Here is a 20,348-nt window from a genome sequence, read left to right as displayed (position 1 = left end):
TAGCGTCATGAAAGATATTTTGGCAAAAGTGATCAGCTATTTTGGGCTTGACCATCTGATTGTAACGGGCTTTGCTTTCCTGGCTTCCGTACTGGCGGCTCGCTTCGATACCAGTGCACTGATCCCTCGCTTTCTTAATGCCGCTTCTGGATTTATTGTAGCCTGTCTGACAGGGTATATTCTTCTGGAGCGAGGTTGGCAACAATGGGCATCGTCGGGTATGGCGTATCTGCTGGGAACGTTGGCGCATTTTCTAACTAATGCGCTGCTCAATGTGGCAAAACAATTGGCGATTGATCCACTGTCAACGACGGGGAAAATCATCAATCTGATATGGACTTGGAAACTGCCTCCCAGATCATGAGGGCTATTCTGAATTTGACCCTGGAAACCGAGTCGTTTCCTGATGGTACCAACGGGACGCTATCGTGTGGCAGTAAGTATATCTGCCAGACGATAGAGTTGCCCTGGCTGGATAATCAGCCTCGCATTTCCTGCTATGTAGGTGGCCGCTATCGGCTGATGCCTCGCTTTACACCTGAAAAGGGAAAGCATTTCGAGGTGCTGGATGTGCCAGGTCGTTCGGCTATCCTGTTTCATGCGGCTAACGATGCCAGGAAAGAACTGCTGGGCTGTACGGCTCCCGTGAGCCGGATTACGGGACATGGTAAAGGGGAGTCATCCCGGATTGCCTTGGCTAAACTGGTTGCCTTGTGTTACCCCGTCTTTGAGGCCGGGGGTGAAGTGTGGGTCGATGTTAAGCGTGTTTTAAACGCCGTTTAAACGGCACTTAAGTAAGGGTTATGAATAAGGAAAAAAAGCCGCAAACGTCGGCTGAAGTGACCGAAGAAGTACTTGCAGGTTGGAAGCAGAAATTTGGTGAGGTGTTTATAGTTGAGGTTGCCAAAGATGCCGTCGATCCCGAAAATGTCTTTGATGGCGTTGAGTTCGAGTTGGAGGATGGTGCGGAAATCGCTGGTGATAAATTTATTGGTTATCTGCGGAAGCCCAATAAACAGATTCGGGCAATGGCCTATTCCTCTCTGGGTGTCGGTGGTTATATGGAAGCTGCTAAGAACATGCTAAAGGCTTGTTGGCTAGGGGGTGATAATGAAATCTTATTGAATGAGGCACGGCTTCATTTTGCTGCTAGTCAAATCGCTGACTGGATACAGATTTATCAGGCGTCCCTAAAAAAAGCTTAGACACCATCGGTCCAATTCAACGTGGGGCCGATGGTGGTGATTTACGCTACATGGCGGCTATGATCCGTCATTTTTTTCACGTTGATCCTTACCAGCTCTCACCACGGGAATTTGTTATACACTGGCGCGAAGCCGAATTGTTGCTGAATGAATTTAAGCCGATAGCCAATGAATAAAAAGTATCACCTCGCTATTCAGATGGATGATTACGTATCTCCTGTTATGATGCGCATGCAGCGTACCTATGGGAGTGTGATAGCGCGGATTGAGCAGCAAAATCGTCGGTTTACGGGCGTTTTTGGACGGGTGGCTAGTTCCTTGACGGGAGGTTTTAAGCAGGCTATTCAGTCGGTCGATCAGTTGCGTCGTGGGTTGTTAGGTTTGCCAAGTCGCATTGGTGTTCAGGTTGATACGTCTAGTGTGCGTCAAGCTCGCCAGGAGGTAGAGCGGCTTCGGGATGCCCAGGGGCGTTTGCGCGATAGTTGGGGGCGTTTCATGGGCAACGGGGGCGGGTCTTCCCGTAGTTGGTTAAGTAGCCTGGGTTTTGCTGGGTTTGGTATGGGTAGTTTAGTGGGTGGTTATCTGGGAATACAGGGATTGCGTATGGCGGCTGGGCAAACAATTAGTCCGGCTATGCAGTCAGAGCGCAATCGGTTTACTTCCGGGGTAATGCTTAGAAGTAGCGAAAAGGCCAATGCTTTGGATGATGAGTATAGGTCATATGCGAAGTTAAATCCTGTTCTGGGTTATAAGGATGTTCAATTTTCGGGTACCCAATTGGTGGGTATGGAAGAACGATTGAATCGCATTATGCCAATTATTCGCACGATGTCCGATGTGGCCGTAGGGTCGGGCGGTGGCGGTGAGCGCCTAAAGGAGCTGGTCAGTATTCTTGGTCAGGTCAAAGGGAAAGGTCAGTTCTACCGGGAGGAAGAGCAACAGTTGAATGAGCGTAATATAAATATTCGACCGTATCTGGCTAAGGCTCTTAATGTGAAACAGGAGGCTATTCCGAAATTGATGCAGGATGGAAAGATCGGTTATGAGAATCTGCTTCGGGCGTTTAGTATCATGACTGGCAAGGGTGGGATATTTAATAATATCTCCGAGCGAGTCGGGAAAGAGACGACCGAAGGGCGGTATCAGACTTTGCTGGAAGATATGCAGCAACGGGGGATGGATTTAGGAACAAAGCTCTTACCTGCTTTAAACAAGGCGATGGAGTGGTTTAATAACTTCATCACTCAGATTGAGGGGCCATTCGGTAAAGCTTTTGGCTTTTTAGGCAATCAAATGGATGGTCTGAATGTAGGGGTGAAAAATCTATTGGTATCCTTTGGGATTATCAGCAAAGAAGGCACTACTACAGAAGGGGTTATCAAGATATTGGCCGGAACGATTGGCGCTCTGGGTGTAGCTGCGAAAGTTGCTGGTGATTTCCTGTCGGGATTCGCTCAATTTATAGATCAAATCAAGGGTATTCTTCGTACGCTTTTTAATCTGCCTCGTGATCCTTGGGGGGCCATAACAGGGCAGTACTGGAACACTTCAGAAGCGCCAGCTACTGGCGGGGTAACTACTGAGACGCCAGAGGAGAAATTTCGTCGGCAGGGGCGCTTGTTTAATCGAAAGCAAGAGGATCCCAATTTTGATCCTGCCTACACAAAAAATCTTATTGATACTAATAATAAACTGGCGTCGGGAAATCTGGAATACCTTAAACGGGTTGCAGATCGGGATGCCCGTCGTCAGGCCCGTCGTCAACGGTTAGGTGAGGTTGCTGATCCATCTTCAATGCTGGGTAGTGGCGATTTAATGTCTGGGAAAAAAGATAAAAGCCTGGGCGATAAAGCAGGGCTGGAAGCAACGGTTTCCGGGGCGAAGTCTACCCACATCACGGTTAATTTTTCCGGTAAAATGATTGAGAAACTGGAAATGCATGTCGGTAGTGCGCAAGAGGGTTTGGCTGATATGGAAAGTCAGCTTCGTGATCTGTTAAAACGGGTTCTCTATTCGGGAACCGCACTTGATGTATAATGGCTGGTACTGATCCTATATCCATTCGCCTTTCCGATCTGGAGCAGACCAGTGCTGAGCTGGATTACGTCGAGAAGGTCAAAAGTACGGGCGTTATTATGCAGTGCCCGGTGCGCCTGGGTTTCAAACAGGATGGTTCCGACCTATGGACGATCCCACTAGAACCCATTGTTCATGCCAAGGGGGTGAAGACCATTATTCGGCGTAATCTGTCAAAACCAAGGGGGCAAGGCAGCATTAAAGAGCAATGGAATATCGATGATTATCTAATTCGGTTGGAAGGGACTTTGCAGGGCAATGTATTCTTTCCTGAAGAGGCCGTCAGTAAGCTTCAGTCCTTTTTTGTGGCTGGGCAAAGCATCCAGATTCGGGCCAAGCTGCTGGATGTGATCGGGGTTAGTATGATTTGTATTGAGTCGGTTGAGTACACGGGTACGCCCGGTTTGGAAAACCAGCGGTATTTGATTACGGCTTATTCAGATCAGTTTTTTGATTTACTCGTAACCAATTAAACACACCATAATTCACATGAAAGCCATCGGATTTTTTTTGAGTTCACTACTGTTTGCGTCAATCGCCCTGGCGGGTTCCACAGCTATGTTCAAAATGGATTATCAAATCAAAATTGGCGGTTATTCACTCCAGGGGCTTGAGTCGGTCACAGTCGATTCGAGTGCGGATGATTTATCGGATAAATGTACCATTGTTGTTCCGGCAATGAGTTATAATAAAGGGCTGGCTGTTGAGGATAAGCTTAAGCGGGGTGATGTGGTCAGCGTCATGCTGGGCTACAATGGTAATTTATACCAGGAATTTACGGGCTATTTAAAGGCCATTTATCCCAATGCGCCAATGCGCCTGGAGTGCGAAGATGCCATTTATTTGTTTCGTAAAAAGATTGCCGATAAGCAGTTTAAAAAAACGACGGCCAACGAAATTCTGGCCTATGTGCTGTCGCAAATCAACCCACAACTTTCGGCCTCCCAGAAAATGAAATTGGTGGCTTCGGCCAGTGGCTATCAGTTCGATAAATTCACCATCGTTCGGGCTACGGGTTTTGAGGTGTTACAGAAGCTGAAGCAGGATACGGGATTAGGTATTTATGTGCGGGGTAACCAATTGCTTTGCCAGGGACTCTATACAGAACGTCGGGGCAATGCAGCCTACGATTTTTCCCGCAACATTGAAGCTTCTGAAGGGCTGGAATATGTTCGGCGGGAAGATCGAAAAGTGTTGGTCAAAATGATAGGCCGAACCAAAAAGGGTGTAAAGGTCGAAGTTGAAGTAGGCGAGTCTGGGGGTGATATGCGGACCATCCAGCGCCCGAATGTTTCTAGTAAAGAGACCCTTGAGCTGATCGGTAAGAATGAACTAACCAACCAGTCGTTCGATGGATACCGGGGGGCCATTAAAGGCTGGCTAGTGCCTACCTGTGAGATTGGCTATACGGCGTCTGTTTTCGACCAGGATTACCCAGAGCGGAACGGCAAGTATTATGTCAAGGCGGTAAAGACCGAATTTTCGTCAGCGGGTGGTCGTCGTACCATTTCGCTGGGAATCAAAGTTTCCTGATGAGCTTTTCGGATGCAGAAATCCGGGAGTCTATACGAAATCTAGCACCGGATGTACCTATTCAGGTTTGGCCTGCCATCGTTAAATCCATCCAGGGTACCAATTGCACGGTCGATATTCTGGGTACCGATCTGGAGGATGTGACTGATGTGAACTTACGGGCCGATGACGAAGCAACCGAAGGGGTGCTACTTATTCCCCGCGTAGGTTCGTTCGTCTATGTTGGCGCGGTCAATAATTCGGTGGATAGCCTGTACGTCTGCATGGTGTCGGAGGTGGATTCGGTTCAGGTCAAGATGGGCAACACGGTAGTTACGGTTGATCAGGACCAGGTTCACGCGGTTCGGGATTCATGCGAGCTGCTCTTGTCTACCCTGGCTACGCTCAAACAGGGTCAAACCGAAGTTACCCTGGATTCAGGAAAGGTCAGCATCAAAAATGCCGGGGTAAGCCTGAAAGATGTGTTTAGCGACCTGATTAGTTTACTGCAAAACTTTCAGGTCGTTTGCGCTACCGCTGGCGCCCCTTCGGCCAGTGTTTTTCCGGCAACCCTGGCGCTGATTACCTCGCTGAACGCTAAAATCAATCAGCTTCTGCAATGACAACTGATATTTTATTCGATCCCCAAACGGGCAATATCCTAATCGAAAATGGGGAGTTGGTGGTGGGGGATTCGACCGATCAGCACACGAATCATATCCTGCTTGCTGATAAAGGCTGGTGGAAGTTTACACCGAGTTTGGGCGTGGGAATTGTCCGGTTCGTCAATGACGTGGGCAATGCGCCGAATCTGATGGCGACCATTCGCAGGGAGCTTGGACGGGATGGGCAAAACGTCGATTCGATTTCGCTCCAGGATAGCCAAATCATTGTTCAAAGCACCTATCCCTCATGATTACGTATTCGATCAAATCCGAGCAGAGTTTATTCGACATCGCTGTAGAAGTCTATGGCGATGTAACGGCTGTGTTCTGGCTGCTGGACGATAACCCACAGCTCAACGGCCTGACGGATCGGATCAAGCGGGGGGAGGTGCTCCGTGTGCGGGATGCGTCAATGAATCCCAGGCTGGTGAATTACCTGGCTGACTTTGGGTCGATCCGCACCATCTCAGAAAAAGACAAACCTATCGGTATCGACTTCTGGCGAGCCGAGGAATATAAAATTGGTTAACCAATGGTACGGACACAGCAACAGATTACCGCCGAAATCGAGGACTTCCAGGCGAAATATACCGAACTCAGCAAGCTAACCACGACCTCGCAGACGGGCGTTTTTACCCAGATCAAAAATTTGTGGGTGCTGCTGAATATGGCCCTTGATCAGCGGGTCGGTCAGTTGATCAGTCAAATAACCGCGTTGATTGGCGCTGCCCAGGTGGGTTCGCTTTCCTGGTACGCCAATACGATCAAAGCCTTTCAATTTGGCGATTACCTGACCGTCTACGAAGGTGCCCGGATCGGCTATGCGTCGGTCAATGCCGATAAGCAAATCGTTAAACAGTGTACGGTTACAGAAGGCACAGACGGGCGGCTACTGGCCAAAGTAGCCAAGTCGGTAGGCGGGGTACTAGCGCCTTTGCAATCGGTCGAACTCGACGCCTTGAAAGAATATATCCGGCAGATCAAGTACGCCGGGGTGATTGTCGATTGTATCAGTCTACCTGCTGATGAATTGCGCCTGGAGGTGACGATCCGGTATGATCGTCTGGTCTTAAACGCCAGCGGTCAACTGCTGACTGATGTGACGAAATACCCTGCACTGGACGCGATTAAGGCGTATTTACAGGCGCTTCCCTTTGATAGCACATTGCGGTGGACGGAGCTAACGGACTACCTGCAAAAGCAGGCCGGGGTAGCCGATTTTGTGATTACCCGAACCTATAGCCGCGTGTCGGGCGTGACAGCCTGGACGGAGTTTAGCCGGGAGACGGTGAGCCGGGCGGGGTACATGAGCCTAAACCTAACTGAATCGATCCTGACCTATGTTTAGTTTAGCGGCCTTTATTCGTCAACTGCTGCCCTCGAATCTACGAACCGATTTGAATGTATTGTTCATTCAAATGCTGTTTACGCCCGTGGTTACACTGATGAAGTCGATTGAGGCTGACCGCCAGCGGCTTCTGATCGAAGCCAGGGCAACCGGGCAGGTGCTCATTCTGCAAGAGCTTTGCAACCGGGTAGCGTATAATTCAGCCATCGGGCCGATCTACCTGCTGGAAGGTAATTATTCCACCATCGATTTTCAGGTGATTGTGCCGCCAGGCTTAGGCTCCTCGATGCTTTCCAATATCCGGGGGGTGCTGGATAAGCATAAGATGGCAGGCAAACGGTATCAACTGGTTGAGCAGGCGGCCTATAATGCGCAACCCACGGTGATTGCCTGGGAAACGGGGTATCCGGTTCTCAGTAGTACGAAGCTTACCTGGGCGATTAACACCACGGGTACCTATCAGACCGTCGTTTCGGTGGATGGGGTCGAGATACTCAATCAGGCGGTCGGCTACACGGCTGGTATTTCGCTGGAGTATTCCAATACGGTCGGAACAACGTTTGTGGTTACGGTCGGATCGATTTCGGCTAGTCTAACCCGCAACGTAGCCACGGGGGTCATCAATCGACTAGGTTACTGGAAATTCGGGGCACTGCTGTTTATTCTGCCGAATGTCGATGTGGGTGATGTTGAAGTCAAGCTGGTGGGTATCGGTAGTACGAATTATTCAGACACCTATCAGGATGCCAGCGTAGGCAATAACACGGTGTCGGGTGTTAGCTACAACCGTCAGCGGATTTACGCGGGGATCGGTAATGGTACCTACCGGGCATACGCCAGGGTGAAAGGACAAACCACTGAAGTGACGCTGGATTTTAGTTTGGGTGTCGCCAATCAGTCGCCCATTGTCAGCTACGAAAACCCAAATCAGACGGGCAAAGTGGGTGTGTTTTTTACCTATCAAATACCGCTGAATACCTTCACTGATCCCGATGGTCCACAGCCGTCTATTTCGGTCGGTGGGTACCCTTCGCCCTTAACCTACGATGCACCGACGCGGACGATCTCAGGAACGCCAACCGCTACCGGAACGCACACGATCACGGTAACAGGAACCGACAATCAGGGGGCCACGGTTCAGGATGTTTTCATCTTGACGATCAATCCAGCCGATACGGTCGATCCTCCGCCGATCACGGGTGCCAGTTCGATTGTGATGTATAACAGCAATGTGTTTAAACCCGTCATTCAGTACAATTCGTCGGGGATGGCTCGCATTGTCGATACATCCGGGTTTAGTGTGCCATCGGGCAAGAACGTGTACTATTTTATCAGTGGTTCGCCCTACGTCACGAGTTTGCCGACAACCTATGATTTTGCCCAGGGGCAAACGGTCACGATCTGGAAGTTGGTGGCCACTTCGCCTGACCGCTGGGCGAACACCTTCTACGCCAAAGGATTTTCAATTATCTACATCGGACAACCATCCTAATGGGAAAAGCAACTAAGCCCTCACAACTCGATCCAACTGATCAATGGCTGGCGAAAGGGCAAAAGACGATGCCAGCCCTGAATCTGCCCGATGGCCGCTTCCTGACGGTGGTCAATCGACGAAGTGACCAGGCCAGTATTTCAATCATCGGCAAGGGGGGTACTATCGCCGTTATGGATACGACGATTAGTCCTGACCAGTACCGTTATGAGTGGACGCATGCCGCACAATTCGGTGTCATTGGTAAGCCTGCCAATACATCACCCGGAGCGTATGCGGCTCAGGATTTCACCGAAGACGATTGTAAGCGGGTGGCTGGAACCGTACCGCTGACGACCATCGAAGCCAATGAGATTGGCGAAGGGTTTTGGGGTATGCCGCTGTGGGCACCCCAAAAGGCGTATTACTACAAAGCGCGTCGGGATATGGCGGTAGCGGCAGGTAAGACGATTTGGAATTTTGGGACCTATGGGGGCTTTGAAAATTTTAATGGAGACCCCTGGTTGTATGCGACCGATGGCAATCCGAATGTACCCCCGAATGACCAGCGGTTCAAAGCCAAGCTCCAAAGCACGTCGGCGGCTCGTGCCTCCTGTGAATATTTTGCCCGGTTCGAGCAGTATGGGGTTGGGGCAATCGTGAAGAACTATGCCGACACCCTGGACTATGCGCCGGATTTTTACCGGAAAATGTACGCGGCCCTGGTGATGGGAAAAGGGATGGGGAAGGTGGGTGGTATCGGGCCTGGGCTGCTTGGGTATCTGGACTGGAGTAAAATCGAAGGTTTGGGTGTATCCCCAGGCGATATAACACTTGGTCAGAAGCCTGAACGCTATACGCCAGGGGGGACGAAGGTCGTATCGGCAGACGATGCACACACCCAGGTTGAATACGATTGGCTGGTAATGTGCCGGACCATGATCGGCATGGCGCTTTGTAATGGGGTGATGCCCTTTGATGAGCGTTCACCGATTTGGGGGGTTGATCCCAATAGTACCTCGCAGACGGGTTATCCGACCGAACCCCAACGCTGGCATGATAGCGGGTTCGAGGCTGCTTACTTCTACTCGCTCTGCAACCGTACGGAGGGCGTAAGCTGGAAAGAATGCCGCTGGCGGTTTGAGGGGTCGGAAACATGGATCGAGCCAACGGCTGATTACACGGGGCTACTGGACGCGGCTGCTGCCTTTGGTGGTCCGTATGGGCTGCTGAATGGAGGTAACTCGCGCCGGGGTCGGCCTTACGCACTTTACCGGGACAAAGGCAATGCGGTGGATGTGATGGTGGGTGATGCTTCGCAGGCTGTTTATAAGAGTAGTACGATTATCCTGAACCCGGTCCCTAATGTGCTTATTCGCTGTGTGCTGCCTGGCTGTACGATGGCGATGTATAATGAAACCATTTAATTTTTTCGCGCAATGGCTAAAGTTCCTATTTCCGAATTGAAATCCCGCTTTGTGACGGGTCACGTAATTACCCAACAGGATTGGATTGATCTGTTTGATTCATTTGTCCATTTGGATGCCCAGACACAGGTAGATTCCGCTGTCGTTAATACGGCTATATCCAATTACGATGCCTCGATCAACACGCAGAACAACAATGGGCAGGTGGATAGCCTGGGTGATCTGTCGTTTGTGTTTCGCGGGTTTGATGATCGTATCAGTGTCAGTCCTTCAAACCTATTGAAGTATGATAGTGATCGGTCGGCGGCATTAGACACGGCTACGTCCTGGGCACCTGCTACAACCCAGACCAAATGGGCGGTTCAGGATTTATTGGCTGCTCAGATGACGGCTGCTGGGTTGACGCTGAATGCTGAAACGGTCGTCAAGGATATTCAGATCGTACGGACGAAATACACCATTTCGGGGACGACCTTCTACGCTGATGTAATCCAGAATGTTCGGGTTATGGTCAGGCCACAAATCAAAATGCAGGTTTAAGTCAGGCTTAAACGGTGTTTAAGACTATCCTTTCGGTGTAGGTCAACCGAATCCATACCATGCAGAATCCCGCTGTAAAGCCAACCATCGGACGAATTGTCCATTATGTGCCTTTTGAGAAATCTATCGAGGCTAATAATTATGTAAAAGAGGTTCCCGCTATCGTAACCAATGTATTTGGTGAAGGCGCTCTGGTGAATATGAAAGTGTTCACAGACGGAATTTACGATACCTGGCGAACCTCGGTACATTATAGCGAAGGCAAAGAGCCAGGCACTTGGCATTGGCCAGAAAGAGAGTAGTTGTTTTACTGGAGTGTAATGGTAAGAAAAGGCGTCTTGATTCAGGACGCTTTTTTTATTGATTGTTTAGGAAGGGATATTGTATGTAGATGGCCTGGTTGACTCGTTCTTTTAGTCTAGTGTAGGCTTCTGCAATTCCAACCTTACCGGATAGGCGATCTAGTTCTCTTTCGTAACAGGTTAGTTTGTGTCTTAAATAGTTAGTAGTGATTCGATTTAAAAACGGTTTGTCACTTTCAGGTGTGGCCTCGTTCCAGTCACTATATTCACCCCGTTCAAATTCTCGTTGAGCTTGTCTGGCATTGTAATGAGAGCACGCTTTTTTTGTCAGCTCTTGCTGCTCAAAAATGGGAACTTCAATTTTAACAGATTCTACATAATTCATCAACTTAGCCCTTTTGGTATCAGTGGCTTTGCTAGCTATTCCTTTTTTCTTATTTATAAGCATAGCTTGCTGCTGCCAATCAGGCTGCTGTTCAATCGTTTCTATACGGGAAAGTAAATACAGTTTAGATGGTGCCGCTGATCGGTAATATGGATTGACAGCTAAATGGTCAGGCTGTGGGAGGTAGTGATTTATTGTTTTTTGAGACCAACCATTGCGATTCTTTAAAGCGGCTTGGGATATATACTTTGGCTTGTCTTCCATGTTTATTAGTGAAATGATGATGAGATTTTTGGCCAAATTTTAGACCACATTTGGACCTTTCCAATTGATGAGGTTAGGGCCAGCCATAGTAGCTAAGTTAGGATGGTTTTCCCTGGACAGAAGTAAGGGTTCTTTAAGTGAGTAGTCGCTTTCCCATGTCCAGCCCATTTCTCCAAAGCATAAAATAGCATATTTTGACATGGCTTGGTAGACAGCATTGGCATCATAGCCAGGTACGGCAAATCGAGAGCAGTTGTAAGCTAAGTCCATAAGTCTAAATCTGGTTTAAGTGCAATTTAAGGGGTTTGTAAATTTTTACATTTGGAAATGTGAATTTTTACATTTGGTTTTGTGATCTATAAAACTGAGTAAGCCCCAAAACAAAACAGGCTGGGAAGTCGAACCTCCCAGCCTGTTTCTATGATCAAAAATCAACGGTTAACGGGCAACTTCAATGTTTACCCGGCGTCCTTTGATGGTATTACCTTCCATAGCATCCACAACCCGGTTGGCTACATCTTTCGGTACGTCGACATACGTAAATTTATCGAAGATGTCGATGCTGCCGATGCTGTTGCCCGGAATATTGGCTTCGCCTGCGATAGCTCCGACGATGTCGCCCGGACGTACATAATCCCGACGGCCGATGGTTACCATCAGGCGGGTCATATTGGCTTCCCGCTCACGTGGCTGGCGTTTGTCGTCTTTATCAAAATATCCGTTGCGACCTCCGCTATCGCGACCACCATCACGTGGGCCAGACGAACGATCCCGATCGCCAAAGCGTGGACGATCTCCGAAACCACCCCGATCCGATCCATCACCCCGGCGGTCCCTGTCGCCAAAGCGCGAGTTGCCCCGCTCTTCACGGTCGCCGAAGCGGCCCCGGCCCCGGTCATCACGATCGCCAAAACGGCCACCACGACGGTCGTCCCGGTCAAAACGACCACCCTTATCACGATCGCCGAAGCGATCCCGACGACGGTCATCCTCAAGGCCCAGGTTTTGGTCGGCAAATTCGTTTTTCTCGATACCCATGCTGCGTTTTACCAGAGCACCCACGATTTGCTCGGTTGTGAAACCAGCGTGGTGTAATTGAGTCAGCAGGTCATCGTATAGATTGAGGTCGTTGCTTTCGGCAATAGTCTGCTGAAGCTGCTCGATGAAACGGGCTTTCCGAATGCCCACAATATCTTCAAAAGATGGGATAACCCCTTTTTCGACCCGAACTTTGGTATAGTTCTGGATTTCGCGGAACCGGAATTTTTCGTCGCGGCCGACCAGCGAAAACGCCCGGCCCGATTTGCCTGCCCGACCCGTCCGGCCAATCCGGTGTACGTAATATTCTTCATCGAGCGGAATATCGAAGTTGATCACCGCATCCACATCGTCGACGTCGATACCGCGAGCCGCTACGTCGGTAGCCACCAGAATGCTGGTTGTACCCGCCCGGAATTTACTCATAACGTTGTTCCGTTGTGCCTGCCGCAGATCGCCGTGAAGCCCTTCAGCCTGATAGCCACGGATTTGCAGGTCTTCAACGATTTCGTCCACTTTGCGTTTGGTGTTACAGAATACCAGCAGCAGTTTCAGGTCGTACGTGTCAATCAGGCGACACATCACTTCTACTTTTGCTTTGGGCTTCACCTCGAAATAAACCTGTTCAATGTTGGTGTTGGTCAACTCTTTCTTGACCACTTTCACCAGAACGGGGTCCTGCAAAAATTTCTGGGTGATCTGCATAATAGGTTTCGACATGGTAGCCGAGAACAGAATCGTTTGCCGTTCTTCGGGCATGTCGTCCAGAATGCTTTCAATATCTTCACGGAAGCCCATGTCCAGCATTTCGTCGGCCTCGTCGAGAATCATCATCTTGACGTTGTCGAGCTTCAGCGTGTTGCGCTCCATGTGGTCCATCACCCGGCCGGGTGTACCAATTACGATATGGACACCACTCTTGAGGGAGCGAATCTGGCGTTCGATGGAATCACCTCCATAGATGGCTTCTATACGGACACCTCGCTTGTATTTGGCCAGTTTCCGAATTTCGTCGGCTACCTGTAGAGCCAGTTCGCGGGTGGGGCAGAGGATCAACGTTTGAACCGAACGGTCCTGAACATCAATTAGTTCGAGGGCTGGGATACCGAACGCGGCTGTTTTACCTGTCCCTGTCTGCGCCTGACCAATCACATCACGGCCAGCCAGAATCGGCGGAATAGCTTCGGCCTGAATGGGCGATGGACTCACAAAGCCCATGTCGGTAACGGCCTGAAGAATTTCCTCAGAAATGTCTAAACTAGAGAATAAAATCTGGTTAGGATCAGCTTTAGGCGTAGTTTCAGCAGTTGCTTTTGGGGCTTCGGTGGCAGGCGTAGTGGGTTCGTCAGCTACAATGATTACTTTGTCGGCCACTCCTTCCGCTACGGTTTCGATGGCGGTATCAAGGATCAACTCGTCTTCTGGAGTTACTTTCTTTTTGGTAGACTTTACTTTTTTGGGTTCGGCCTGTGCTGCCAGTTCGGTAGCAATTTTTTCAATGTCCAGCAGATCGGCCTGATCAGCGGATTTAGATGTTTTCGTTTTCATTAACCTGGAATATAAGAGTTAAAACTCTCCAAGCGAAGACGAGTGTATGCCGGTGAACGACGCGATACTGCGAGAATTGCCCAACGAAGCTGCCCAACGACCCAACAAAGGCCCCCAACTATCCCCTAACCTCTTCAAAGGGGAGATGACAACAAACCAGTGTGCCGACGCACGACGTACTGATTATGACCGATTCAACGATTAGCCCACGCGCAAAAACTTCACTCAATGAAGCGTCCACCCAGAAACCCATCCTGTACATCCGTACATAAGCTCTGTCAGACCTAACTCAGCGTGTTAAAAAGGAGAGAAACAGAGACGCGACGGATGTCGCTTTAGAAAATCTGGTGCAAAAGTAAGAAAGATTTATTAGAAAAGCAAGTATGAGTTGGTAAATATTGTATTTATCATAGAGGAGGTCGCTTTTCAGACGCTAATGTGCATGCGATTATTGCACATTATTGGGTTATTATACGAATTCACCCATAAAATGGGCCTTATGAGAGGTTGTGGGCGTTAGTGGAGGCAACCTCTAAGGTACTGCCTATTCAGCTCTTACCTTTATTCATTCGGCATTTATCACTACAATATTTAACGTCGTCCCAGACTTTTTCCCACTTTTTACGCCAGGAAAACGGTCGGTTGCAGACAATACAGACTTTGTACGGTAAGTTGTCTTTCTTTGTATTTTTCATGATGGCGACGGCTATTCATGAATGATCTGTTTGTAAAAAGAGCCTATACTTCCAGTAACATAGGCAATTGCCCCTCCAGCTTTTTCCAATAACCAAAGAACGACGGGAAATACCCACGAACAACGGGTGATAACCAGTCCCGCTCATGCTGGATACCTTTGTAATGTCGTGTTGTTGGGTGCTCTTTGTAATGGATTGGTGTTGACCGATTTGCAAATAGTTCATCAAATTCAGCCACTACGATTTGTATAACATCGATGTTTTTCGATAAGTCTGTGAGAAAACTTATTGTCTTATCACAGACAGGATATTTTTTAAAGAAGCTGGGTTCGAGTAGTAAAATTCGATTGGCTTTTACATGTGCATCCCAGGCGGGATCTAAATTGTAAAAGTTATAAACATAAATCGGTAATGTATCATCGATAACAGGTGGTTCGGTAATAGGTAAATTAGTCTGTAGAGCAAATGATTCAGTTGTTGTTAATTCAGCTGGTATGTTGTCTAATGGGAATTCTTCATACCGTTTACTTAAAAACGTTTTTTCCTGATTCGTATAGCAGTAGCGGTTGATATTTTCCTGGTTGGCAAAATATTTTTTATTGCTGTTGCTGCCAGCTACCCATTGCCAGCTAAGCGCGTTGCTTGCCCAGTCGGCATCCAGTAAATAGTAATACATCCATTGGGCCGGATTTTTCCAATGACTTCGGGCGATGTTGCAGGCAATACTGGCCACATACATTCGGCAATGGTTGTGCATATAGCCCGTATCATACAAGTCCCTGATGCCTGTATCAATGGCTTCTATAGTCGTATTGGCCTTGAGAATGGCAGAGGGTATCTGGTGGTGTTCTACGTTTTCCTGTGGCTGCTTAAGGTCATGATCAATGGCATCAATCTGGGCGATCCAGACCTGCTGAAAATAGTCTCTCCAGGCCAGTTCTTTTAAAAATGGGCTTATTTGATCAGGTGTAAACCCTTTGTTAAGAACGCGTTGGGCGATCTGTCGGGTACTGATTACTCCTCTGGAAACATAGGGCGATAGCTTCGTGACAGCGCCATCCACATAGTTCCGTGTCTGGCCATATCGTATGGGGTCTATCTGGTCAATCGAATCTAAAATCTCACGGTATACAGTCGTAAACATCCCCGAATTGAAAAAATGGCGTTATCGAACACTGCTTATTCCACCATCAACAGAAAAAATCTGCCCGGTAATCCAGGTGTTTTCATCGCTCAATAAATAGGCTGCCATAGAGGCAATATCTTCAGGCGTGCCTATTTTTTTCAGAGGGTGTCTTTGGGCATTGGCGTCGATTTTTTCCTGGGTATTTAAAAGGCTGCCTGCCAAAGGTGTATTGGTGATGGATGGCGCAATGCAATTGACTTTTATGGCTGGGGCGAGTTCGGCTGCCAGTGCTCTGGTTAATCCTTCAATAGCGCCTTTGCTCGTACTCACAAGGCTGTGAAAATTAAAGCCCATTTTTACAGCTACGGTACTGAACAATACGATACTGCTGCTTTCAGCTTTTTTCAAGGCTGGCAAACAGTGCTGAATGACTTTAATGGCTCCTGACACCTGTAATTTGAAATCAGCAATAAAGTCATCTTCTTTTAGCCGTGCAAAAGGTTTCAACTGGATGGCCCCAGGGCAATAGGCTAATCCATCCAATGTCTCGGGCAGAAAGCTAAAGTCTAACTGGTCGTCCATTACGTTTAAGTAATGAGAAGAGACGTTTTGAGAAGATAAAACCTCGTTTTTGTAATACGTGCCTATTACCTGGTTGCTTTCGGCCAATTTTTTAGAAAGAGCTTTCCCTATGCCAGAGCTATGGCCAACAACTAAATAGTTTTTCATTAAACGGCTTACTGTTTTTATTGATCCTGGTGGTTAATTCATTTGCCTGTAATGTCGCACACGTTGCCTGTGTAGTGGACGAACGTGCAAAGAACAGTTCGATTTGGCGGATTTTGAAACGGTTCAACAGCTTGTTTAAGCGAAGTGTTTGCCGGTTTTAACGCTCAATCGCTTATTTTCTGATTTGCCGTTTATGTCTCTCCAATTCGGGTTTTCATCCAAGAGCTTAGTAAATCGGAAGGGCTGAGCAAAGGCCGTAGCGAAAAACGGGTCTTGATAGTAGGTTGTCAATGTGTTAAAATTGACAACCTACTATCAAGACCCGTTTAGGGAGGCAGTAACCGGGCTCTGATTAGGCGTTTATGCCCTTTCCGATCAGTGCAGCGCTATCTTCATCTATGTATAACTTGGCGTTAGGATGCGTGCGTAGTGAGGTGGATGGGTATTTTTCGGTAATGGCTTCCACTAGGGTATGTTTAACAGCAGCGGCTTTGTTCGCTCCGGGTACCATGCAGAAAATATACCGCGCCCGAAGCAGAGCGGGTATGGTGAGTGTATAGGCTATGGGCGGCACTTCGCTAACGGATGGGAAACAGCCGTCGTTGACCTGCTGCTGTTTACACGGTTCGTCGAGGTCGATAATTTTGACCAGATACGGGTCGTTGAAGTTCGCTACATGTGGGTCGTTGAAGGCCAGGTGTGTGTTTTCACCAATACCCATACAGGTGATATCCGTCCTGTGGGCTTCCAGCAGAGCACTGTATCGGGCGCATTCGTCCTGATCGTCGGTACTGTTTTCGTTCAGATAAAATACCTGTTTGAACGGAACCCTGCCGAATATCTTTTCATGGAGAAAATTGCCGAACCGTTGCGGGTGATCTTTGGGCAGACCCGTGTATTCGTCCATATGAAATGCATTGATTCGGGTCCAGTCGATCTGAGGAGCCGCCACGAGAGCCGTCAGAAATTCGTTCTGGGAGGCCGCAGCCGCAAAGATGATGTTTACTTCATCCTGCTCTGTAAGCAGTTGACGGATGCAGGCACTGGCATCGTTGGCGGCTGCCTGGCCCATTTGCTGGCGAGTAGGATAAACAGCGACCGTAAGCTGGTCTACAGTAAATTGGTCCATTATAAAAAACGAAAAGAAAAGGGCCGGGCTGTTTGACTATCCGGCCCCCAGGTTGTTAAAAGCGATATTTGAGTCCGGCCCGACCGGTATAATCGTAGAATTGCTTGGTGTATAGACGAGAGCGGATGCCCAGGTAGTCTGTTTGTGGAGCATTCAGCAGGTTGGTCCCTTCGGCATAAATCGTAAGGTTTTTAGTAATCCGGTAGGAGGCATTGGCGTCCAGCTGAACCCGTTCGGCCCGGATCACATCGTTGGCGTCGTTAACCCCGAGCAAGACGGTATAGGCACCATTGTAGTTGACGTTGCCCTGTATAGTAAATCCTTTGTAGGTGTACGACAGGGAGCCGTTGGCGGTATGGTCGGCCTGACCCGGCAACCGAAGTCCTTTGCGCAACTGCGCATCAGCTTTCGAGTACACGTACGTGTAGTTGGCATACAGCGAAAACCCTTTCAGAAAGCCCGGCAGGAACGTCAGGTTCGTCTGGGCGTTTACTTCGAGCCCATATACCGTAGCTACATCACCGTTATAGGTTTTGAAGTACTGGTAGTTGAGGTAATTGTCAGCCCCCGGAAACTCCGTACCTGTTAGGGTAACCACGCTATTGTACTGGAAATTGGTGATATGCTTGTAAAAGCCGCCTACCGAAAGGATACCGAGGTTCTTGAGGTAATGTTCAATAGAAACGTCGTAGTTCGTAGTTCCGGCTGGTTTCAGGTCCGGGTTGCCGTCGGTGAGGGTAGCGTTCAAAATACTCACTACACGGCTCGGAACCAGTTCGTTGAAGTTTGGACGGGAATAGCCGAATGATAGGGCTGCCCGCGCGATGGTGTTGGGTGCCAGATCGAATTTAGTCTGTACGTTGGGTAGGAACTTCGTATAGCTGTAGACGGCATTGGTCGGCACCGATGAGGTCAGATTGCCATTGGCATCCTGATTCACCAGTCGGGCATTGTAGTCTACCCCGGTTCGTTCGACCCGTAGCCCGGCCAGCAGCATGACCTTTCTGAACTGAATCCGGTTCATAACATAACCCGACGTAACGTTCTCTTCAGCATCGTAAAAATAGGTGTCGACGGCTACCTGGTTGCCCAGCGCATTGGCCGGGAAATAGGTAGGATTGTTGTTCAGGAAAGCAATGGTCGCATCGCCATTGACGGCCCGGCCAAAGGTCAGGTTGCCATCCAGCAATTGATCATCCAGTTCGGCTTCGCCCAGGAAGTTGGTCAGATTACCCGCAGCCGCCGGGCCATTGTAGGTAGCCGTACTATAGCTGGGGCGATACCGTTTGTTGTGCATTCGTTTCAGCTTGAAACCCGCCTTAACATACGCATCGTTCGCACCGATCTTGTAGTTGTACGTGCCGTTCAGGCGGGCTACGAAGTTGGTGCCTTCGCTGTTGTAGTTGTTCGCTTCGTAGGTGTTATAGGTGTAGAGCGAGGCATTGTTTTTGGCATCCGTCGACCCTGTCGCCTGAATATAATCCCCGGCTATTTGCGAAATCGTCAGCGGTACGTTTCCGGTGATGTAGTTGTACGAGTTGGCCGTTTGTTCGAGCAACGACTTCGTATAGAACAGGCCCCCGTCCAGTTTGAGTCGGCTAAACTGCTTTTCACCTTCCAGACTCATGTTGACGTTACCGTTGTCGATGCTTCGGTTCAGGTACTCGTTGTAGCCACGACCCCGTGTTGTTGTGTAGACACCATCGGCTGTCCGGGTGGTATTGGCTGTCTGCATCCGCGTTCGTTTCCGATAGCGGTCCGCGTCGTTATCCAGATTGGTATAGGTCGCGTTGAAAACAAGCGAAGCCGTTGGATTGAAGCTGTAGTCGATCGTTGCGGTGAGGCCTTTGCGGGTTCGGAGGTTGTTCAGATGAACAATACGGATGTCGGTCGGGAACAGAATCGAGCCCTGCCCGTCATTGAAATCCTTGGCCTGCCATACCTGTGCATTGATCTCATCGTAGCCGTTGTTGGTGCGGTAGTAGCTCCCGTACAGAGCCAGCCCCAGTTTGCCGTTCGGGCTTTTGTCGGTCTGGAAAAAACGCTGGTTGTAGCTCAGGTTTGCGATACCATTCGCTTTGTCGCGTAACTTGTTATAGCCAGCCGCCAGGTCGATCGAAATCCGGGGTTTCAGGCTAACGGCCGTTGGGGTTTTCATGTTGATTGCTCCAGCAATGGCATCCCCATCCAGGTCGGGCGTCAGGGTCTTCACCACTTCCATCGACGACAGTACGTTGGCCGGAATCAGGTCCAGCTGGGCATTTCGCTGCCCCTGTTCCTGAGTGCCCATAATCTGTTCGCCGTTCATGTTGATGTTTGTGTAGTTGCCTGGTGTACCGCGTAGCTGTACCGTCGACCCTTCGTTCTGCTCCCGGCCAATGGTTACGCCGGGGAGTCGCTGCAGGGATTCGGCCACGTTCAGGTCGGGGAAACGGCCCATCAGGTCGGCCGACACGATCTGCTTGAAGTTGTCGGCATTCCGTTGCTGATTCAGCGCCTTTTGCTGGCCTTCCATAATGCCCGTAACGGTCACCCCTTTCAGCATCGTTGTGGTGCTGGCCAGCGTAATGTTATGCACGGTTGTTTCGCCCGTAGTGACCGAAACGGGTTGGTCGTACGGTTGAAACCCCATGTAAAATACTTCCAGATTGATGGTGCCGGGGGTAATGTCGCTAAGGGTATAATCGCCGGTCAGGTTAGTGACGGTACCTTGTGTAGTGCCTTTGATGCGTACGGATGCGCCCGGTAATGCGCCCCCCAGCTCATCCACAATTTTACCCCGGATAACCCCTTTGGTTTGAGCCTGGGCAGATACTAAACACAGGGCTAGCAGCAGAGCGACCAGGCAGGTGGATCGAAGAAAATGAACAGTACAGCGTTCCATAGTA

At 49.3% G+C, this 20,348-nt stretch carries 23 protein-coding genes; 15 read left to right on the top strand and 8 right to left on the bottom strand.

The window, feature by feature from the left end:
• The first annotated feature begins 7 nt into the window (after positions 1 to 7).
• The 14 genes from B5M13_RS25165 (at position 8) to B5M13_RS25100 (ending at position 10,546) form a co-directional block, all read left to right on the top strand.
• Entirely contained in the window at positions 8 to 364 is a 357-nt protein-coding gene (locus B5M13_RS25165) for a hypothetical protein (RefSeq protein WP_080058295.1), read from the top strand.
• Complete coding sequence (locus tag B5M13_RS25160) at positions 334 to 783, top strand: DUF5675 family protein (protein WP_179950460.1); 450 nt, start codon at positions 334 to 336, stop codon at positions 781 to 783. The genes B5M13_RS25165 and B5M13_RS25160 overlap by 31 nt, the downstream gene beginning before the upstream one ends.
• 20 nt (positions 784 to 803) lie before the next feature.
• Entirely contained in the window at positions 804 to 1,205 is a 402-nt protein-coding gene (locus B5M13_RS25155) for a hypothetical protein (protein WP_080058293.1), read from the top strand.
• Between the two features lie 168 nt (positions 1,206 to 1,373).
• Complete coding sequence (locus B5M13_RS25150; RefSeq protein ID WP_080058292.1) at positions 1,374 to 3,242, top strand: tape measure protein; 1,869 nt, start codon at positions 1,374 to 1,376, stop codon at positions 3,240 to 3,242.
• Positions 3,242 to 3,754 carry a DUF6046 domain-containing protein gene (locus B5M13_RS25145; protein WP_080058291.1) on the top strand — a complete coding sequence of 171 codons (513 nt, stop codon included), beginning with the start codon at positions 3,242 to 3,244 and terminating at the stop codon, positions 3,752 to 3,754. The genes B5M13_RS25150 and B5M13_RS25145 overlap by 1 nt, the downstream gene beginning before the upstream one ends.
• A 16-nt stretch (positions 3,755 to 3,770) precedes the next feature.
• A complete protein-coding gene (locus B5M13_RS25140; RefSeq protein ID WP_080058290.1) occupies positions 3,771 to 4,814 on the top strand; it encodes a hypothetical protein in 1,044 nt (347 codons plus the stop codon).
• Complete coding sequence (locus B5M13_RS25135; protein ID WP_080058289.1) at positions 4,814 to 5,416, top strand: hypothetical protein; 603 nt, start codon at positions 4,814 to 4,816, stop codon at positions 5,414 to 5,416. The genes B5M13_RS25140 and B5M13_RS25135 overlap by 1 nt, the downstream gene beginning before the upstream one ends.
• Complete coding sequence (locus B5M13_RS25130; RefSeq protein ID WP_080058288.1) at positions 5,413 to 5,709, top strand: hypothetical protein; 297 nt, start codon at positions 5,413 to 5,415, stop codon at positions 5,707 to 5,709. Before B5M13_RS25135 ends, B5M13_RS25130 begins: the two co-directional genes overlap by 4 nt.
• On the top strand, positions 5,706 to 5,987 hold the full coding sequence (locus B5M13_RS25125; RefSeq protein ID WP_080058287.1) for a LysM peptidoglycan-binding domain-containing protein: 282 nt from the start codon (positions 5,706 to 5,708) through the stop codon (positions 5,985 to 5,987). Before B5M13_RS25130 ends, B5M13_RS25125 begins: the two co-directional genes overlap by 4 nt.
• Before the next feature lie 3 nt (positions 5,988 to 5,990).
• Positions 5,991 to 6,806, top strand: a complete 816-nt coding sequence (locus B5M13_RS25120) for a hypothetical protein (protein ID WP_080058286.1) — start codon at positions 5,991 to 5,993, stop codon at positions 6,804 to 6,806.
• Positions 6,799 to 8,298 carry a putative Ig domain-containing protein gene (locus B5M13_RS25115; protein WP_080058285.1) on the top strand — a complete coding sequence of 500 codons (1,500 nt, stop codon included), beginning with the start codon at positions 6,799 to 6,801 and terminating at the stop codon, positions 8,296 to 8,298. The genes B5M13_RS25120 and B5M13_RS25115 overlap by 8 nt, the downstream gene beginning before the upstream one ends.
• Complete coding sequence (locus B5M13_RS25110) at positions 8,298 to 9,704, top strand: hypothetical protein (protein WP_080058284.1); 1,407 nt, start codon at positions 8,298 to 8,300, stop codon at positions 9,702 to 9,704. The genes B5M13_RS25115 and B5M13_RS25110 overlap by 1 nt, the downstream gene beginning before the upstream one ends.
• Positions 9,705 to 9,716: 12 nt before the next feature.
• Positions 9,717 to 10,244 carry a hypothetical protein gene (locus tag B5M13_RS25105; RefSeq protein WP_080058283.1) on the top strand — a complete coding sequence of 176 codons (528 nt, stop codon included), beginning with the start codon at positions 9,717 to 9,719 and terminating at the stop codon, positions 10,242 to 10,244.
• Between the two features lie 59 nt (positions 10,245 to 10,303).
• Positions 10,304 to 10,546 carry a hypothetical protein gene (locus tag B5M13_RS25100; RefSeq protein ID WP_080058282.1) on the top strand — a complete coding sequence of 81 codons (243 nt, stop codon included), beginning with the start codon at positions 10,304 to 10,306 and terminating at the stop codon, positions 10,544 to 10,546.
• A gap of 55 nt (positions 10,547 to 10,601) precedes the next feature.
• On the opposite strand, the gene B5M13_RS25095 is transcribed toward B5M13_RS25100, so the two are convergent.
• The 3 genes from B5M13_RS25095 to B5M13_RS25085 all read right to left on the bottom strand — a co-directional run bounded on the left by B5M13_RS25095 (position 10,602) and on the right by B5M13_RS25085 (position 13,781).
• Entirely contained in the window at positions 10,602 to 11,195 is a 594-nt protein-coding gene (locus B5M13_RS25095; protein WP_080058281.1) for a hypothetical protein, read from the bottom strand.
• Between the two features lie 39 nt (positions 11,196 to 11,234).
• Positions 11,235 to 11,465 carry a hypothetical protein gene (locus B5M13_RS25090; protein ID WP_080058280.1) on the bottom strand — a complete coding sequence of 77 codons (231 nt, stop codon included), beginning with the start codon at positions 11,463 to 11,465 and terminating at the stop codon, positions 11,235 to 11,237.
• 168 nt (positions 11,466 to 11,633) lie between these two features.
• Entirely contained in the window at positions 11,634 to 13,781 is a 2,148-nt protein-coding gene (locus B5M13_RS25085) for a DEAD/DEAH box helicase (protein ID WP_080058279.1), read from the bottom strand.
• A gap of 46 nt (positions 13,782 to 13,827) precedes the next feature.
• Between B5M13_RS25085 and B5M13_RS33580 the strand changes: the two genes are divergently transcribed.
• Positions 13,828 to 13,986 (top strand): hypothetical protein, encoded by a 159-nt coding sequence (locus B5M13_RS33580; RefSeq protein WP_155297327.1) that lies wholly within the window; start codon positions 13,828 to 13,830, stop codon positions 13,984 to 13,986.
• A gap of 343 nt (positions 13,987 to 14,329) precedes the next feature.
• Here the strand turns inward: B5M13_RS33580 and B5M13_RS25080 are convergent, their stop codons facing one another.
• The 5 genes from B5M13_RS25080 to B5M13_RS25060 all read right to left on the bottom strand — a co-directional run bounded on the left by B5M13_RS25080 (position 14,330) and on the right by B5M13_RS25060 (position 20,344).
• Positions 14,330 to 14,476, bottom strand: a complete 147-nt coding sequence (locus B5M13_RS25080; protein WP_080058278.1) for a DUF2256 domain-containing protein — start codon at positions 14,474 to 14,476, stop codon at positions 14,330 to 14,332.
• A gap of 43 nt (positions 14,477 to 14,519) precedes the next feature.
• Complete coding sequence (locus B5M13_RS25075) at positions 14,520 to 15,620, bottom strand: FAD-binding domain-containing protein (protein WP_080058277.1); 1,101 nt, start codon at positions 15,618 to 15,620, stop codon at positions 14,520 to 14,522.
• Positions 15,621 to 15,641: 21 nt separating this feature from the next.
• Positions 15,642 to 16,331, bottom strand: a complete 690-nt coding sequence (locus B5M13_RS25070; RefSeq protein WP_080058276.1) for an SDR family NAD(P)-dependent oxidoreductase — start codon at positions 16,329 to 16,331, stop codon at positions 15,642 to 15,644.
• A gap of 352 nt (positions 16,332 to 16,683) precedes the next feature.
• Positions 16,684 to 17,460: a glucosamine-6-phosphate deaminase gene (locus B5M13_RS25065; protein WP_245859490.1), complete on the bottom strand. Its 777-nt coding sequence runs from the start codon at positions 17,458 to 17,460 to the stop codon at positions 16,684 to 16,686.
• A 55-nt stretch (positions 17,461 to 17,515) separates the two neighbouring features.
• Positions 17,516 to 20,344 carry a TonB-dependent receptor gene (locus B5M13_RS25060; protein WP_080058275.1) on the bottom strand — a complete coding sequence of 943 codons (2,829 nt, stop codon included), beginning with the start codon at positions 20,342 to 20,344 and terminating at the stop codon, positions 17,516 to 17,518.
• Between the last annotated feature and the right edge of the window lie 4 nt (positions 20,345 to 20,348).

The organism is Spirosoma aerolatum, assembly GCF_002056795.1.
Lineage (GTDB): Bacteria > Bacteroidota > Bacteroidia > Cytophagales > Spirosomataceae > Spirosoma > Spirosoma aerolatum.
Note: the sequence above shows the minus strand (reverse complement) of the source record. Positions and strands in the feature narration are given on the sequence as shown.

What these genes read in the sequence shown, in the direction of transcription:
- B5M13_RS25070 (WP_080058276.1), bottom strand. Translation starts at nt 16,331, where the DNA reads ATGAAAAACTATTTAGTTGTTGGCCATAGCTCTGGCATAGGGAAAGCT.
- B5M13_RS25105 (WP_080058283.1), top strand. Translation starts at nt 9,717, where the DNA reads ATGGCTAAAGTTCCTATTTCCGAATTGAAATCCCGCTTTGTGACGGGT.
- B5M13_RS25095 (WP_080058281.1), bottom strand. Translation starts at nt 11,195, where the DNA reads ATGGAAGACAAGCCAAAGTATATATCCCAAGCCGCTTTAAAGAATCGC.
- B5M13_RS25130 (WP_080058288.1), top strand. Translation starts at nt 5,413, where the DNA reads ATGACAACTGATATTTTATTCGATCCCCAAACGGGCAATATCCTAATC.
- B5M13_RS25060 (WP_080058275.1), bottom strand. Translation starts at nt 20,344, where the DNA reads ATGGAACGCTGTACTGTTCATTTTCTTCGATCCACCTGCCTGGTCGCT.
- B5M13_RS25140 (WP_080058290.1), top strand. Translation starts at nt 3,771, where the DNA reads ATGAAAGCCATCGGATTTTTTTTGAGTTCACTACTGTTTGCGTCAATC.
- B5M13_RS25125 (WP_080058287.1), top strand. Translation starts at nt 5,706, where the DNA reads ATGATTACGTATTCGATCAAATCCGAGCAGAGTTTATTCGACATCGCT.
- B5M13_RS25145 (WP_080058291.1), top strand. Translation starts at nt 3,242, where the DNA reads ATGGCTGGTACTGATCCTATATCCATTCGCCTTTCCGATCTGGAGCAG.
- B5M13_RS25115 (WP_080058285.1), top strand. Translation starts at nt 6,799, where the DNA reads ATGTTTAGTTTAGCGGCCTTTATTCGTCAACTGCTGCCCTCGAATCTA.
- B5M13_RS25100 (WP_080058282.1), top strand. Translation starts at nt 10,304, where the DNA reads ATGCAGAATCCCGCTGTAAAGCCAACCATCGGACGAATTGTCCATTAT.
- B5M13_RS25110 (WP_080058284.1), top strand. Translation starts at nt 8,298, where the DNA reads ATGGGAAAAGCAACTAAGCCCTCACAACTCGATCCAACTGATCAATGG.
- B5M13_RS25165 (WP_080058295.1), top strand. Translation starts at nt 8, where the DNA reads ATGAAAGATATTTTGGCAAAAGTGATCAGCTATTTTGGGCTTGACCAT.
- B5M13_RS25120 (WP_080058286.1), top strand. Translation starts at nt 5,991, where the DNA reads ATGGTACGGACACAGCAACAGATTACCGCCGAAATCGAGGACTTCCAG.
- B5M13_RS25080 (WP_080058278.1), bottom strand. Translation starts at nt 14,476, where the DNA reads ATGAAAAATACAAAGAAAGACAACTTACCGTACAAAGTCTGTATTGTC.
- B5M13_RS25085 (WP_080058279.1), bottom strand. Translation starts at nt 13,781, where the DNA reads ATGAAAACGAAAACATCTAAATCCGCTGATCAGGCCGATCTGCTGGAC.
- B5M13_RS33580 (WP_155297327.1), top strand. Translation starts at nt 13,828, where the DNA reads ATGCCGGTGAACGACGCGATACTGCGAGAATTGCCCAACGAAGCTGCC.
- B5M13_RS25150 (WP_080058292.1), top strand. Translation starts at nt 1,374, where the DNA reads ATGAATAAAAAGTATCACCTCGCTATTCAGATGGATGATTACGTATCT.
- B5M13_RS25155 (WP_080058293.1), top strand. Translation starts at nt 804, where the DNA reads ATGAATAAGGAAAAAAAGCCGCAAACGTCGGCTGAAGTGACCGAAGAA.
- B5M13_RS25075 (WP_080058277.1), bottom strand. Translation starts at nt 15,620, where the DNA reads ATGTTTACGACTGTATACCGTGAGATTTTAGATTCGATTGACCAGATA.
- B5M13_RS25135 (WP_080058289.1), top strand. Translation starts at nt 4,814, where the DNA reads ATGAGCTTTTCGGATGCAGAAATCCGGGAGTCTATACGAAATCTAGCA.
- B5M13_RS25065 (WP_245859490.1), bottom strand. Translation starts at nt 17,460, where the DNA reads ATGGACCAATTTACTGTAGACCAGCTTACGGTCGCTGTTTATCCTACT.
- B5M13_RS25160 (WP_179950460.1), top strand. Translation starts at nt 334, where the DNA reads ATGGACTTGGAAACTGCCTCCCAGATCATGAGGGCTATTCTGAATTTG.
- B5M13_RS25090 (WP_080058280.1), bottom strand. Translation starts at nt 11,465, where the DNA reads ATGGACTTAGCTTACAACTGCTCTCGATTTGCCGTACCTGGCTATGAT.